The organism is Enterobacter cloacae complex sp. P14RS, from assembly GCF_014895895.1.
Lineage (GTDB): Bacteria > Pseudomonadota > Gammaproteobacteria > Enterobacterales > Enterobacteriaceae > Enterobacter > Enterobacter bugandensis.
Window position 1 is genome coordinate 178,343 of the sequence record NZ_JADBQM010000001.1, and the last position, 13,903, is coordinate 192,245.

General features: G+C 56.3%; 11 protein-coding genes and 1 other annotated feature. Of the genes, 7 read left to right on the forward strand and 4 right to left on the reverse strand.

What is annotated here, in order from left to right; all coding sequences use genetic code 11:
* Positions 1-403: 403 nt before the first annotated feature.
* A complete protein-coding gene (acrB, locus tag IM295_RS00880) occupies positions 404-3,550 on the reverse strand; it encodes a multidrug efflux RND transporter permease subunit AcrB (RefSeq protein ID WP_047367620.1) in 3,147 nt (1,048 codons plus the stop codon).
* A gap of 22 nt (positions 3,551-3,572) precedes the next feature.
* Entirely contained in the window at positions 3,573-4,766 is a 1,194-nt protein-coding gene (acrA, locus tag IM295_RS00885; RefSeq protein ID WP_028012190.1) for a multidrug efflux RND transporter periplasmic adaptor subunit AcrA, read from the reverse strand.
* A gap of 141 nt (positions 4,767-4,907) precedes the next feature.
* On the opposite strand from acrA, the gene acrR reads away from it, so the two are divergent.
* Together acrR and mscK are read left to right on the forward strand one after the other, a co-directional pair.
* Positions 4,908-5,561, forward strand: coding sequence for a multidrug efflux transporter transcriptional repressor AcrR (gene acrR, locus IM295_RS00890; RefSeq protein ID WP_023310602.1), 654 nt, complete (start codon positions 4,908-4,910; stop codon positions 5,559-5,561).
* Between the two features lie 112 nt (positions 5,562-5,673).
* Complete coding sequence (mscK, locus tag IM295_RS00895; RefSeq protein WP_047362428.1) at positions 5,674-9,021, forward strand: mechanosensitive channel MscK; 3,348 nt, start codon at positions 5,674-5,676, stop codon at positions 9,019-9,021.
* Position 9,022: 1 nt separating this feature from the next.
* Here the strand turns inward: mscK and rsmS are convergent, their stop codons facing one another.
* The gene (gene rsmS, locus IM295_RS00900; protein ID WP_032644839.1) at positions 9,023-9,199 is read right to left on the reverse strand and encodes a pleiotropic regulatory protein RsmS; all 177 of its coding nucleotides are present in this window, start codon (positions 9,197-9,199) and stop codon (positions 9,023-9,025) included.
* Positions 9,200-9,213: 14 nt separating this feature from the next.
* Positions 9,214-9,741: a primosomal replication protein N'' gene (gene priC, locus IM295_RS00905; protein WP_193066088.1), complete on the reverse strand. Its 528-nt coding sequence runs from the start codon at positions 9,739-9,741 to the stop codon at positions 9,214-9,216.
* Between the two features lie 50 nt (positions 9,742-9,791).
* Here priC and IM295_RS00910 point away from each other — a divergent pair, with 50 nt between their 5' ends.
* From IM295_RS00910 to recR, 5 genes are all read left to right on the forward strand, one after another.
* On the forward strand, positions 9,792-10,169 hold the full coding sequence (locus IM295_RS00910) for a DUF454 family protein (RefSeq protein WP_192979451.1): 378 nt from the start codon (positions 9,792-9,794) through the stop codon (positions 10,167-10,169).
* Positions 10,170-10,320: 151 nt separating this feature from the next.
* Positions 10,321-10,872 (forward strand): adenine phosphoribosyltransferase, encoded by a 552-nt coding sequence (gene apt / locus IM295_RS00915; protein ID WP_000127359.1) that lies wholly within the window; start codon positions 10,321-10,323, stop codon positions 10,870-10,872.
* A gap of 88 nt (positions 10,873-10,960) precedes the next feature.
* Positions 10,961-12,889 (forward strand): DNA polymerase III subunit gamma/tau, encoded by a 1,929-nt coding sequence (gene dnaX / locus IM295_RS00920; protein WP_047367624.1) that lies wholly within the window; start codon positions 10,961-10,963, stop codon positions 12,887-12,889.
* Positions 12,219-12,283 (forward strand) — a sequence feature (DnaX frameshifting element). It overlaps the preceding gene by 65 nt.
* A gap of 54 nt (positions 12,890-12,943) precedes the next feature.
* A complete protein-coding gene (locus IM295_RS00925; RefSeq protein WP_003858972.1) occupies positions 12,944-13,276 on the forward strand; it encodes a YbaB/EbfC family nucleoid-associated protein in 333 nt (110 codons plus the stop codon).
* Positions 13,276-13,881 carry a recombination mediator RecR gene (gene recR / locus IM295_RS00930; RefSeq protein ID WP_006809843.1) on the forward strand — a complete coding sequence of 202 codons (606 nt, stop codon included), beginning with the start codon at positions 13,276-13,278 and terminating at the stop codon, positions 13,879-13,881. Before IM295_RS00925 ends, recR begins: the two co-directional genes overlap by 1 nt.
* Positions 13,882-13,903: the final 22 nt, after the last annotated feature.

The window sequence follows — 13,903 nt, forward strand, 5'->3', positions numbered from 1 at the left end:
GCCACTCCTTCCTGGATTTCACCGCGCTATTACGAAAAATTACAAATAAAACCGCAGGCTGCGAGCGTCTACGCAAATGTTCATCCGAAACTGAACTTTTTTATCAGGATTAACGATAGTTTTTTCGCTTCCTTACGTTTCATTGGCTTAGCTTACAGCCATAAGAAAAGTTCACATCCGGAGTTCCGTTTGTCTTAACTTTTAATTAGGAATATTCCTAACAACTTAAGCAGGGAAATAGATTTAAAAAAATCCTGAGTTCACCTATTAAGTTATCAGTTAATTATGATATGTCTGTTTAAGATGGCAGAAAATAAATAGGACCTCAATAAGCTTATTTTATGATTTTTTCTGAAAATGAAAAAGGCCGCAAATGCGGCCTTTTTATTATATGAAACCGGTATCAGTGAGGTTCTACCGAATGACTGTGCTCAACATCTTCATTCTTCCGGCTGAAGCGGCGGCGCACCACCACGAAGAACACCGGGACGAAGAAGATAGCCAGTACGGTCGCGGTGATCATACCGCCCATTACACCTGTACCGACCGCGTTCTGCGCACCGGAGCCTGCACCGGAGCTAATAACCAGCGGCATTACGCCGAGGATGAACGCCAGAGAGGTCATCAGGATTGGACGCAGACGCATACGCACCGCTTCCAGCGTCGCCTCAATAAGGCCTTTACCCTCTTTCTCCATCAGATCTTTGGCGAATTCAACGATAAGTATCGCGTTCTTCGCCGACAAGCCAATGGTTGTCAGCAGGCCTACCTGGAAGTACACGTCGTTGGTCAATCCACGGAACGTTGCCGCAAGCAGCGCACCAATAACCCCGAGTGGAACCACCAGCATAACGGAGAACGGAATTGACCAGCTCTCGTACAGCGCCGCCAGACACAGGAAGACCACAATCAGTGAAATGGCGTACAGGGCAGGGGCCTGGTTACCGGACAGACGTTCCTGATAGGACATACCAGTCCAGTCATAGCCGATACCCGCAGGCAGTTTGCTGGCCAGCTCTTCCATCAGGTTCATGGCTTCACCGGTGCTTCGGCCCGGTGCGGCCTGACCCAGGATTTCCATCGACGGCAGACCGTTGTAACGTTCCAGACGCGGAGAGCCGTATTCCCAGTGTGACGTTGAGAAGGATGAGAACGGCACCATCTGACCGTTGCTGCCGCGAACGTACCAGTTGTTAATATCGTTCGGCAACATACGGTACTGCGCTTCGGACATGACGTACACTTTCTTCACGCGACCACGGTCGATGAAGTCGTTGACGTAGCTACCGCCCCAGGCCGCGCCCAGCGTGGTATTGATGTCGCTGATGGACACGCCCAGCGCCTGCGCTTTTTCCTGATCGATGTTGATCTTATACTGCGGCGTATCTTCCAGTCCGTTTGGACGTACGCCGACCAGCAGGTCAGGGTGTTTAGCCACTTCGCCGAACAGCTGGTTACGCGCCTGCGTCAGTTTCTCGTGACCCAGACCGCCCTGGTCGATCAGCTGGAAGTCGAAGCCGGTCGCCGTACCCAGTTCAACAATCGCTGGCAGGTTAAAGGCGAAGACCATCGCATCTTTAATCTGCGAGAAGGTGCCCATGGCACGGCCCGTGATAGCTTCAACTTTATTCTCATCGCCCGGACGATCCGCCCAGTCTTTCAGAGAAACGAAGGCGATACCGGTGTTCTGACCACGACCCGCAAAGCCAAAGCCGTTAACCGCAAACACGGATTCAACGTTCGCTTTCTCTTTGGTGAGATAGTAGTCCGTCACTTCATCCAGCACCTTCTGGGTACGCTCTTGCGACGCCCCTGCCGGAAGCTGTGCCATCGTCAGGAACACGCCCTGGTCTTCATCTGGCAGGAACGAGCTTGGCAGACGAACGAACAGGAACGCCATCCCCACTACGATGATGATATAGAGCAGCAGATAACGACCGGTGCTGCGCAGGATATTACCCACGCTGTCGGTGTAGTGGTGCGCGCTCTTATCAAACATGCGGTTAAACCAGCCGAAGAACCCTTTATGCTCGCCGTGACCGCCTTTCTGAACCGGCTTCAGCATGGTGGCACACAGCGCTGGCGTCAGGATTAACGCTACCAGTACCGACAGCGCCATCGCGGAGACGATGGTAATGGAGAACTGGCGGTAAATCGCACCCGTAGAGCCCCCGAAGAAGGCCATCGGGATAAATACCGCGGACAGCACCATCGCAATACCCACCAGCGCGCCCTGGATCTGGCCCATCGATTTACGGGTGGCTTCCTTCGGCGGCAAACCTTCTTCCGCCATCACGCGCTCGACGTTCTCTACCACCACGATGGCGTCATCCACCAGCAGGCCGATGGCGAGCACCATCCCGAACATCGTCAGGGTGTTTATCGAGAACCCAAAGGCTGCAAGGATGGCAAAGGTCCCCAGCAGAACGACCGGCACGGCGATGGTTGGGATCAGCGTCGCGCGGAAGTTTTGCAGGAACAGATACATCACCAGGAACACCAGGATGATCGCTTCTACCAGCGTTTTAACCACTTCGTGAATCGAAATTTTAACGAACGGCGTAGTGTCATACGGATAAACGATTTTCAGGCCTGACGGGAAGAATGGTTCCATCTTCTTCAGTTCCGCACGGATCGCCGTCGCGGTGTCCAGGGCGTTCGCGCCTGTCGCCAGTTTGATACCCAGACCGGACGCCGGTTTACCGTTAAACTTCGCGATGATGTCGTAGTTCTCACCACCCAGCTCAACCCTGGCCACGTCGCGCAGACGAACCTGCGAACCGTCCTGGTTCACCTTCAGCAGAATTTTGCTGAACTCATCGGCGGAGGTCAGACGGGTTTGCGCAATAATGGACGCGTTAAGCTGCTGGCCTTTCACCGGCGGCGTACCGCCTAGCTGACCGGCTGCCACCTGGGCGTTCTGCGCTTTAATCGCGTTAATCACGTCAACCGGCGTCAGCTGGAAGTTGTTCAGTTTGTTCGGATCCATCCAGATACGCATCGCGTACTGGGAACCGAACAGCTGAACGTCACCCACACCGGACGTACGGCTGATGGCGTCCTTCATGTTGGCGCCCACGTAGTCGGAAATATCCTCCTGCGTCATGGTGCCGTTGGTGTTAATAACGCCGACAACCATCAGGAAGCTGCTGGACGATTTCTCGACGCTCACACCCTGCTGTTGCACTTCCTGCGGCAGAAGAGGCATTGCCAGCTGCAGTTTGTTCTGCACCTGAACCTGCGCAATGTCCGCATCCGTACCGGATTCAAAGGTCAGGGTGATCTGAACCGTACCGGTGGAGTCACTGTTTGAGGACATGTACATCAGGTTATCGATACCGTTCATGTTCTGTTCGATAACCTGAGTCACGGTATCCTGCACCGTTTTCGCATCAGCCCCCGGGTAGGTTGCGGAGATCGTTACCGCCGGTGGCGCAATCGTTGGATATTGCGCAACAGGCAGCTTCAGGATCGCAAGTCCCCCGGCCAGCATGATGATAATGGCGATCACCCACGCAAATATGGGGCGATCGATAAAGAAATTAGGCATGTCTTAACGGCTCCTGTTTAAGTTAAGACTTGGTTTGTTCTGACTGGCCAGCGGCCGAAGCTTGTTGTTTATCGTCAGATGTCACTTCCTGTGCTTTTACCTGCGCGCCAGGACGTACTTTTTGCAAACCAGTAACAATCACGCGATCGCCATCTTTCAGACCTTCCGTCACCAGCCATTTATCGCCAATCGCCTGCGTGGCGGTGATATTGCGCGTTTCGACTTTGTTATCTGCCCCAACAACCAGTGCGCTCGCATCGCCGCGTGGCGTACGGGTCACACCCTGCTGTGGAACAAGAAGTGCGGTTGGATTCGTTCCTTCTTCCAGACGCGCGCGAACGAACATACCCGGCAGCAGATTTTTGTCAGGGTTCGGGAAAATCGCACGTAAGGTGATGGAACCGGTGGTCTGGTCGACCGTCACATCAGAGAATTCCAGAGTACCTTCCTGCGGGAACTTGATACCGTCGTTGGTAACCAGCTCCACTTTGGCTTTGCCGTTTTCCTGTTTCAGGGTGCCGTTAGCCAGCTCCTGTTTCAGGCGCAGAAAATCGTTGCTGGACTGCGTCACGTCAACGTAGATCGGATCAAGCTGCTGCACGGTAGCCAGCGCAGTGGTCTGCCCGTTCTGCACCAGCGCCCCTTCCGTCACGGCAGATTTACCAATACGACCGCTGATAGGGGAGGTCACTTTGGTATAGGCCAGGTTAATGCGTGCAGTTTCGACAGCCGCTTTGGCTGCTACCACGGCCGCGTTAGCCTGCTGGGCATCTGCCAGCGCGGTATCGTAATCCTGTTGACTGATGTACTTCGTGCCGAGCAGTTTCTGATAGCGGTTCAGCGTCAGCTGAGCGATTTTTGCCGCCGCTTGTGCTTTAGCCAGGTCACCTTTCGCGCTTTCATAAGAAGCCTGATAGGTAGCGGGATCAATCTGATACAGAGACTCACCGGCCTTCACATCGCCGCCTTCGGTAAAGTTACGTTTCAGGATAATGCCGCTAACCTGAGGACGCACTTCCGCAATGCGGTAAGCGTTTGTACGGCCTGGTAATTCTGTGGTGATCTGCAGAGGTTCAGATTTGAGTGTCACAACGCCGACTTCTGGCGCCTGCTGAGCTCCTTGTTGAGCCGGTTTGTCGTCACATCCTGTAAGCGCTAAGCTGCCTGAGAGCATCAGAACGACCGCCAGAGGCGTTAACCCTCTGTTTTTGTTCATATGTAAACCTCGAGTGTCCGATTTCAAATTGATCAAGGGTCCTGAGTCTAAAAACCCATTGCTGCGTTTATATTATCGTCATGCTATGGTACATACATTCACAAATGTATGTAAATCTGACTCCTGTAAATTCACCCACCTATGGCACGAAAAACTAAACAACAAGCGCTGGAAACCCGACAACACATTCTGGATGTGGCAATACGTTTGTTCTCTCAGCAGGGTGTTTCTTCTACCTCGCTGGCGCAAATTGCTCAGGCTGCCGGTGTGACGCGGGGAGCGATTTACTGGCATTTTAAAGACAAGTCAGATCTGTTCAGTGAAATCTGGGAGCTTTCAGAGTCCAGCATTAGCGATCTCGAGAGTGAGTATCGGGCAAAATTCCCTGACGATCCACTCTCAGTATTAAGAGAAATATTAGTATATATCCTTGAAGCAACGGTAGTTGAAGAGCGTCGCAGGTTAATGATGGAAATTATCTTTCATAAATGTGAGTTCGTGGGCGAAATGGCGGTGGTGCAACAAGCGCAGCGCAGCCTCAGCCTCGAGAGCTACGATCGTATCGAACAGAACCTGAACCTGTGTATGCAGGCAAAGCTGTTACCGGCCAATTTACTCACCCGCCGGGCGGCCATCCTGATGCGCAGCTACATTTCAGGTCTGATGGAAAACTGGCTTTTTGCGCCGCAATCCTTTGACCTCAAAGAGGAAGCCCGCAGCTACGTGGCGATTTTACTGGAAATGCTACAGCTCTGCCCGACGCTGCGCAGCGACGCGCCTTCGCTCACGGCCTGAGCCCTTCCAGGATTTATCTCAGAGGCTTACGTTCTCGCTATTCTGCTTCCGACGAGCGTGATATTCTTCACGCCGGACTATTTTCGGTCATCTGCTGACATCATTCACAACTATGCTGCCCATCAATCGCTCGCAACATCCTGTATTTGCATTGCTCTTTGCTATGCTGTTTTTCTTCTCCACCGCGCCGCTTTCCTGGGCCCGCGCAGACAACAGCACTGATATTCCCTCGCGCAGTGAAATTCAGTCGCAGCTCGACACCCTGAACAAACAAAAAGAGCTCTCTCCTCAGGAGAAACTCACCCAGCAGGATCTGACGGAAACGCTGGAAAACATTGATAAGATTGAGCGCGTTAAAGCTGAAACCACCCAGCTTCGTCAGAAGGTGGCGCAGGCGCCGGAGAACATGCGTAAGGCCACGGAAGCGCTGAGCGCGCTGAGCGACGTCGATAACGACGATGAAACGCGCAAAACGCTCTCCACGCTCTCCTTACGCCAGCTGGAATCGCGCGTCGCGCAATTGCTCGACGATCTGCAAACCGCACAGTCTGACCTCGCGACCTACAACAGTCAGCTCGTCTCCCTGCAAACCCAGCCCGAACGCGTGCAAAACGCGATGTACGCCGCGTCTCAGCAGCTGCAGCAGATCCGCAACCGCCTGAACGGCACGACGGTAGGGGAGGGCACGCTGCGCCCGACCCAGCAAACCCTGCTGCTGGTTCAGCAGTCGCTGCTCAATGCGCAAATCGAACAGCAGCGTAAAAGCCTGGAAGGGAATACGGTGCTGCAGGACACGCTCCAGAAACAGCGTGATTACGTGACGGCGAATATTAACCGTCTGGAGCATCAGCTTCAGCTGTTGCAGGAGGCGGTAAACAGCAAACGCCTGACCCTGACGGAAAAAACCGCTCAGGAAGCCGTCTCTCCGGACGAAACTGCCCGCATTCAGGCCAACCCGCTGGTGAAACAGGAGCTTGAGGCTAACCACCAGCTCAGCCAGCGCCTGATACTGGCGACGGAAAGCGGCAACTCGCTGGTTCAGCAAAATATTAAAGTGAAGAACTGGCTGGATCGCGCGCTGCAGGCGGAACGCAACATTAAAGAGCAGATCGCGGTTCTGAAGGGCAGCCTCCTGCTGTCGCGTATTCTCTACCAGCAGCAGCAGACGCTGCCGTCTGCCGACGAGCTGGAGGACATGACCAACCGCATTGCGGATTTACGTCTGGAACAGTTTGACGTCAACCAGCAACGCGATGCCCTTTTCCAGAGTGATGCCTTCGTCGCCAAAATTGAAGAGGGGCACTCCAGTGACGTAAACCCGGAAGTGCATGACGCGCTGCTCCAGGTGGTGGATATGCGCCGTGAACTGCTGGACCAGCTCAATAAACAGCTGGGTAACCAGCTGATGATGGCAATTAACCTGCAGATCAACCAGCAGCAGCTGGTCAGCGTGTCAAAAAGCCTGCAGGAGATTTTGACGCAGCAGATTTTCTGGGTGAACAGCAACAAGCCGATGGACTGGGACTGGATTAAGTCCTTCCCGGAGACGCTGAAAACGCAGATTAAGAGCATGAAAATCACCGTGAACTGGGAGAAAGCCTGGCCTGCGGTAATGATTGCTTTCCTGGCGGGCTTACCGCTGCTGCTGATTGCCGGTCTGATCCGCTGGCGTTTGAAATGGCTGAAACAGTACCAGGCGAAGCTGGCCTCGGAAGTGGGGCAACTGCGTAACGACAGCCAGCTCCATACGCCAAAAGCGATTCTGATCGATCTCATTCGCGCGCTGCCGGTGTGCCTGATTATTCTGGCCGTGGGCCTGATCCTGCTCACGATGCAGCTTAACGTGAGCGATCTGCTCTGGGCGTTCAGTAAAAAACTGGCGCTGTTCTGGCTGGTATTTGGCGTGTGCTGGAAGGTGCTCGAAAAAGACGGCGTGGCGGTGCGTCACTTCAACATGCCTGCGCAGCTGACCAGCCACTGGCGTCGCCAGATTGTGCGCGTCAGCCTGGCGCTCCTGCCGCTGCACTTCTGGTCGGTAGTCTCCGAGCTTTCCCCGCTGCATCTGATGGATGATGTGCTGGGTCAACTGGTCATTCTGCTCAACCTGCTGCTGATTGCGATCCTGATGTGGCCGATGTGCCGCGACAGCTGGCGTGATAAAGAGTCCCACAATATCCGTCTGGCCACCGTGACGGTGCTGGCGATCATTCCGCTGGCGCTGATGGTGCTTACGGCAACGGGCTACTTCTACACCACGCTGCGCCTGTCCGGGCGCTGGATCGAGACGGTCTATCTGGTGATCGTCTGGAACCTGCTCTATCAGACCGTGCTGCGCGGCTTAAGCGTCGCGGCCCGCCGCATTGCTTACCGTCGTGCCATTGCGCGTCGTCAGCATCAGGTGAAAGAGGGGGCTGAAGGCGCGGAGCCGCAGGAAGAGCCGACCATCGCGCTGGAGCAGGTTAACCAGCAGACGCTGCGTATCACCATGCTGGTGATGATCGCGCTGTTTGCGGTGATGTTCTGGGCGATCTGGTCTGATTTAATTACCGTCTTCGCTTATCTCGACAGTATTACCCTCTGGCAGTACAACGGTACCGAAGCCGGCGCGGCGGTGATGAAAAGCGTCACCATGGGCAGCCTGCTGTTTGCGCTGGTGTCGTCGGTAGTGGCCTGGGCGCTAATTCGTAACCTGCCGGGTCTGCTGGAAGTGCTGGTGCTCTCAAGGCTGAACCTGCGCCAGGGGGCGTCTTACGCCATCACCACCATCCTGAATTACGTCATCATTATCGTCGGGGCGATGACGGTATTCGGCTCGCTGGGTGTCTCGTGGGATAAACTGCAGTGGCTGGCGGCGGCCCTCTCGGTCGGTCTTGGTTTTGGCCTGCAGGAGATCTTCGGTAACTTTGTCTCCGGCCTGATTATCCTCTTCGAACGTCCGGTGCGTATCGGCGATACCGTCACCATCGGTACGTTCTCCGGTACCGTCAGCAAGATCCGAATTCGTGCGACCACCATCACTGACTTCGATCGTAAAGAGGTGATCATCCCGAACAAAGCGTTCGTGACCGAGCGTCTGATCAACTGGTCGCTCTCGGATACCACCACGCGCGTGGTGATTCGCCTCGGCGTGGCCTACGGTTCCGATCTGGATAAAGTGAAAGAGGTATTGCTTAAAGCCGCTAAATCGCATCCAAAAGTCATGCACGATCCTGCGCCAGATGTCTTCTTCACCACCTTCGGGCCAAGCACGCTGGATCACGAGCTGCGTTTATACGTGCGTGAACTGCGCGATCGCAGCTACACCGTTGATGAACTGAACCGTGCGATCGACCGACTGTGCCGTGAAAACAACATTAACATCGCCTTCAACCAGCTTGAGGTTCACCTGCATAATGAGAAAGGTGATGAGCATACGGAAGTGAAGCGCGACATTAAGGGCGACGACCCGACTCCGGCTTAATCTATTTTCCCTCTCCCACGGGGAGAGGGTTAGGGTGAGGGGGAAGTTTCCCCTCAAAATCCCGCCGCACAATCTCCAGCGCTTTAAGCACCGTCCCGGCGGGGATCTCATGATTCTCCAGCAGCATAATCAAATCGACGGCCAGCTTGACCTCATCGGGTGCATTTTCCAGTGACATAAATGTGGCTCCAGTTAACGGGTCAGGCGTTCAATCACGCGTTCAATCTCATCCAGCGCCTGACGGCAGCGGACGATGCGGCCTTCCAGCGCGCTAATCTCGCGCATCAATAGCTGCTGCTCTTCCAGCGTTTTGCTGTTGTTCAGGCGGGCTTCGCGCTCGCGCTTCATCTCAAACAGACGCCGCTCAAACTCCTGGTTCTCCAGCCGCTTGCGCTGCCATTTGCCGAGCCCAGGCGAGGCGCTGTCCCACGCCCGTAACGGCCAGGCGGCGATTTCGCGGTGCAGGGCGGTGATCTGCTCGGTAAGATGCTCCGCAAGCCACACCACCTGTTCCTGCTGTTCACTCTCAACCGCGTGGCGAAGCTCATCGAGGTTGGTCTGCATCTCAGCAAGGTAATCCTGAATGACGGTGCTGCGGGTGCGGAAAAGCTGCCGATCAAAGCGCGGTTTCAGCGTGGCGTGTCCCATCAGCGGCATGGCCTGCGCCCGCAGAGCGATCAGCTGATTTTGCAGCCTCTCAAGAAGCAGTGCTGTTTTCAATGCGCTCTCCAGTGGTAAAGTAGCCGTTCAGTTTGATAACGATTCGCATTATGCAGCGTACTATTTTAATCATCATTGGCTGGCTCGCGGTAGTGCTGGGTACGCTAGGTGTGGTTTTGCCCTTGCTGCCGACCACGCCGTTTATCCTGCTGGCCGCCTGGTGCTTCGCCCGCTCGTCGCCGCGTTTTCACCACTGGCTCCTGTACCGCTCGTGGTTTGGCGGCTACCTGCGGTACTGGCAAAAACACCGGGCCATGCCGCCCGGGGCCAAGCCGCGCGCCATTGCCTTTATCCTGATCACCTTCGCCGTTTCGTTATGGCTGGTGAACATGATGTGGGTGCGTATTCTGCTGCTGACGATCCTGGCCTGCCTGCTGATCTTCATGTGGCGGATCCCCGTGGTTGATGAAAAGCAACAAAAGCACTGAAGCCTCATCATGGCGGTTGCAATTATGGCGCGCAGCCAGTAAATTCGACCGTTTTCGAGCACAGGTGCGCCTGGTCAAAGGTTAAACAACTGTTACTTTGACCGACTCGTCGCGCGCCGTGAGTAACACTGTTTCATTTAGGCACAAACCGATGACCGCAACTGCACAGCAGCTTGAATATCTGAAAAATAGCATCAAAAGCATCCAGGACTATCCAAAGCCTGGCATTCTTTTCCGTGATGTCACCAGCTTGCTGGAAGACCCGAAAGCGTACGCGCTCAGCATTGAACTGCTGGTCGAGCGTTATAAAAACGCCGGGATCACCAAAGTAGTAGGTACCGAAGCCCGCGGCTTCCTGTTTGGCGCACCGGTTGCGCTGGCGATGGGCGTGGGTTTTGTGCCGGTGCGTAAGCCGCGCAAACTGCCGCGTGAAACCATCGCGGAGAGCTACGAGCTGGAGTACGGCACCGATCAGCTGGAAATCCACGTTGATGCGATCAAGCCTGGCGACAAAGTGCTGGTGGTGGACGATCTGCTGGCAACCGGCGGCACCATTGAAGCGACCGTCAAGCTGATCCGCCGTCTGGGTGGGGAAGTGACCGACGCGGCCTTCATCATCAATCTGTTCGATCTTGGCGGTGAACAGCGCCTGGAAAAACAGGGCATTACCAGCTATAGCCTGGTGCCTTTCCCGGGTCATTAATCCCGGTTTTCACAACCTCGCTCAATGGGTGAGGTTGTGATAGCATTCCCCTCCATAAATTCACCTTCCAGCGTTGCAGAGCCTGCCCATGAGTTATCAGGTGTTAGCCCGTAAATGGCGACCACAAACCTTTGCTGACGTTGTCGGTCAGGAACATGTGCTGACGGCCCTGGCGAACGGCTTGTCGCTAGGTCGCATCCATCACGCCTATCTTTTTTCCGGCACCCGCGGCGTCGGTAAGACCTCTATTGCCCGTCTGCTGGCGAAAGGTCTGAACTGCGAAACCGGGATCACCGCCACCCCGTGCGGCGTGTGTGACAACTGCCGCGAGATCGAGCAGGGGCGTTTTGTCGATCTGATCGAGATCGACGCCGCCTCGCGTACCAAGGTGGAAGACACCCGCGATCTGCTCGACAACGTGCAGTACGCCCCGGCGCGCGGCCGCTTCAAGGTCTACCTGATCGATGAAGTGCACATGCTGTCGCGCCACAGCTTTAACGCCCTGCTGAAAACGCTGGAAGAGCCGCCCGCGCACGTTAAATTCCTGCTGGCGACCACCGATCCGCAAAAGCTGCCGGTCACCATCCTGTCGCGCTGCCTGCAGTTCCACCTGAAGGCGCTGGACGTTGAGCAGATCCGCGCTCAGCTTGAGCACATCCTTGATGAAGAGAAGATCGTTCACGAGCCGCGCGCCCTGCAGCTGCTGGCCCGCGCGGCTGACGGCAGCCTGCGTGATGCGCTAAGCCTGACCGACCAGGCGATTGCCAGCGGTGACGGCAAGCTCTCGACCGAAGCGGTCAGCACCATGCTCGGCACGCTGGATGACGATCAGGCGCTGTCGCTCATCGAAGCGATGATTGCCGCCAACGGCGAGCGCGTGATGTCGCTGGTGAACGCGGCCGCTGCCCGCGGTATTGAGTGGGAAGCGCTGCTGGTCGAGATGCTCAGCCTGCTGCACCGCGTGGCGATGCTGCAGCTGTCTCCGTCGGCCATCGGTGCGGATATGGCCGCTATTGAACAGCGGATGCGTGAACTTGCCCGCACCGTGCCGCCTGCCGACGTGCAGCTGTATTACCAGACGCTGCTGATTGGCCGCAAAGAGTTACCGTTCGCACCGGACCCCAGGATGGGCGTCGAAATGACGCTGCTGCGCGCGCTGGCGTTCCACCCGCGCATGCCGTTGCCGGAACCGGAAGCGCCGCGGCAGTCTTTTGCCCCGGTCGCCCCTACGGCGGTGATGTCACCGCAGCAGGTGCCGCCGCAGCCGACGCCGCCGCCACAGCAGAACGTACCGCTGTCGGATGCCACCAGTTCGGTGCTTGCCGCACGCAGCCAGCTGCAGCGTGCGCAGGGAGTAACCAAACCAAAAAAGAGTGAACCGGCAGCGCCAGGAAGAGCGCGGCCGGTGAACAACGCCGCGCTTGAACGACTGGCCTCGGTAACGGAGCGCGTACAGTCGCGTCCGGCACCGTCCGCGCTCGAGCAGAAAGCCCCGGTGAAAGAAGAGGCTTACCGCTGGAAGGCGACCACCGTTGTTGAAACGGTCAAGGAAGTGGTCGCCACGCCGAAAGCGCTGAAAAAGGCGCTGGAGCATGAAAAAACGCCGGAGCTTTCCGCTAAGCTCGCCGAAGAGTCCATCGCGCGCGACGCCTGGGCCGCTGAGGTCAGCCAACTCCAGTTGCCGAAGCTGGTGGAGCAGGTCGCGCTAAACGCCTGGAAAGAGCAGGACGGCAATCAGGTGCGTCTGCACCTGCGTCCGGGCCAGCGGCACCTCAATTCCCCTGGCGCGCAAAAGGCGCTGGCCGAGGCGCTTGCTGCTTTACAGGGTTCACCGGTTGAATTGACTATCATTGAAGATGATAATCCGGCAGTGAAAACGCCGCTCGAGTGGCGCCAGGCCATTTATGAAGAGAAGCTCGCGCAGGCGCGCGAGGCAATTATTGCGGATAACAACATCCAGACCCTGCGCCGGTTCTTCGACGCCGATCTGGATGAAGAGAGTATTCGCCCCATTTGATCGTGAGTCTGACTTACGGTTGTAATCCTTAAACGTGAAAGAAGAGAGAAGCCTATGTTTGGTGGAAAAGGCGGTCTGGGTGGCCTGATGAAGCAGGCTCAGCAGATGCAGGAAAAAATGCAGAAGATGCAGGAAGAGATCGCTCAGCTGGAAGTCACGGGTGAATCCGGTGCCGGTCTGGTCAAGGTGACCATCAACGGTGCGCACAACTGCCGTCGCGTTGAAATCGACCCGAGCCTGCTCGAAGACGACAAAGAGATGCTGGAAGATCTGGTTGCAGCCGCGTTTAACGATGCCGCTCGCCGTATCGATGAAACCCAGAAAGAGAAAATGGCCTCTGTTTCCAGCGGTATGCAGCTGCCGCCGGGCTTTAAGATGCCATTCTGATGCAAACCAGTCCGCTGCTCACGCAGTTAATGGAAGCACTGCGCTGCCTGCCGGGCGTTGGCCCGAAGTCGGCGCAGCGCATGGCGTTTACGCTATTGCAGCGCGACCGCAGCGGCGGGATGCGCCTGGCGCAGGCTCTGACCCGCGCCATGTCAGAAATTGGTCACTGTGCGGATTGCCGGACCTTTACCGAGCAGGACGTGTGTAACATCTGTACGAACCCGCGTCGTCAGGAAAACGGTCAGATTTGCGTGGTGGAGAGTCCGGCGGACATCTACGCCATCGAACAAACCGGGCAGTTTTCCGGCCGCTACTTTGTGCTGATGGGGCATCTCTCCCCGCTGGACGGCATTGGCCCGGACGATATCGGTCTTGACCGCCTTGAACAGCGTCTTGAGTCCGAAACCATCAAAGAGGTGATCCTCGCCACCAACCCGACGGTGGAAGGGGAGGCAACCGCCAACTATATCGCCGAGCTGTGCGCGCAGTACGGCGTTGACGCCAGCCGCATCGCCCACGGCGTGCCGGTCGGCGGCGAGCTGGAGATGGTCGATGGCACCACGCTGTCGCACTCGCTGGCCGGACGACACAAGATTATTTTCTGACCAAACGGAGGCTGCGCGCGCG

Bases quoted from the DNA above. Each gene is read 5' to 3' on its own strand.
- dnaX (WP_047367624.1), top strand. From the start codon at position 10,961: ATGAGTTATCAGGTGTTAGCCCGTAAATGGCGACCACAAACCTTTGCT.
- rsmS (WP_032644839.1), bottom strand. From the start codon at position 9,199: ATGTCACTGGAAAATGCACCCGATGAGGTCAAGCTGGCCGTCGATTTG.
- acrB (WP_047367620.1), bottom strand. From the start codon at position 3,550: ATGCCTAATTTCTTTATCGATCGCCCCATATTTGCGTGGGTGATCGCC.
- mscK (WP_047362428.1), top strand. From the start codon at position 5,674: ATGCTGCCCATCAATCGCTCGCAACATCCTGTATTTGCATTGCTCTTT.
- IM295_RS00925 (WP_003858972.1), top strand. From the start codon at position 12,944: ATGTTTGGTGGAAAAGGCGGTCTGGGTGGCCTGATGAAGCAGGCTCAG.
- recR (WP_006809843.1), top strand. From the start codon at position 13,276: ATGCAAACCAGTCCGCTGCTCACGCAGTTAATGGAAGCACTGCGCTGC.
- apt (WP_000127359.1), top strand. From the start codon at position 10,321: ATGACCGCAACTGCACAGCAGCTTGAATATCTGAAAAATAGCATCAAA.
- acrR (WP_023310602.1), top strand. From the start codon at position 4,908: ATGGCACGAAAAACTAAACAACAAGCGCTGGAAACCCGACAACACATT.
- acrA (WP_028012190.1), bottom strand. From the start codon at position 4,766: ATGAACAAAAACAGAGGGTTAACGCCTCTGGCGGTCGTTCTGATGCTC.
- IM295_RS00910 (WP_192979451.1), top strand. From the start codon at position 9,792: ATGCAGCGTACTATTTTAATCATCATTGGCTGGCTCGCGGTAGTGCTG.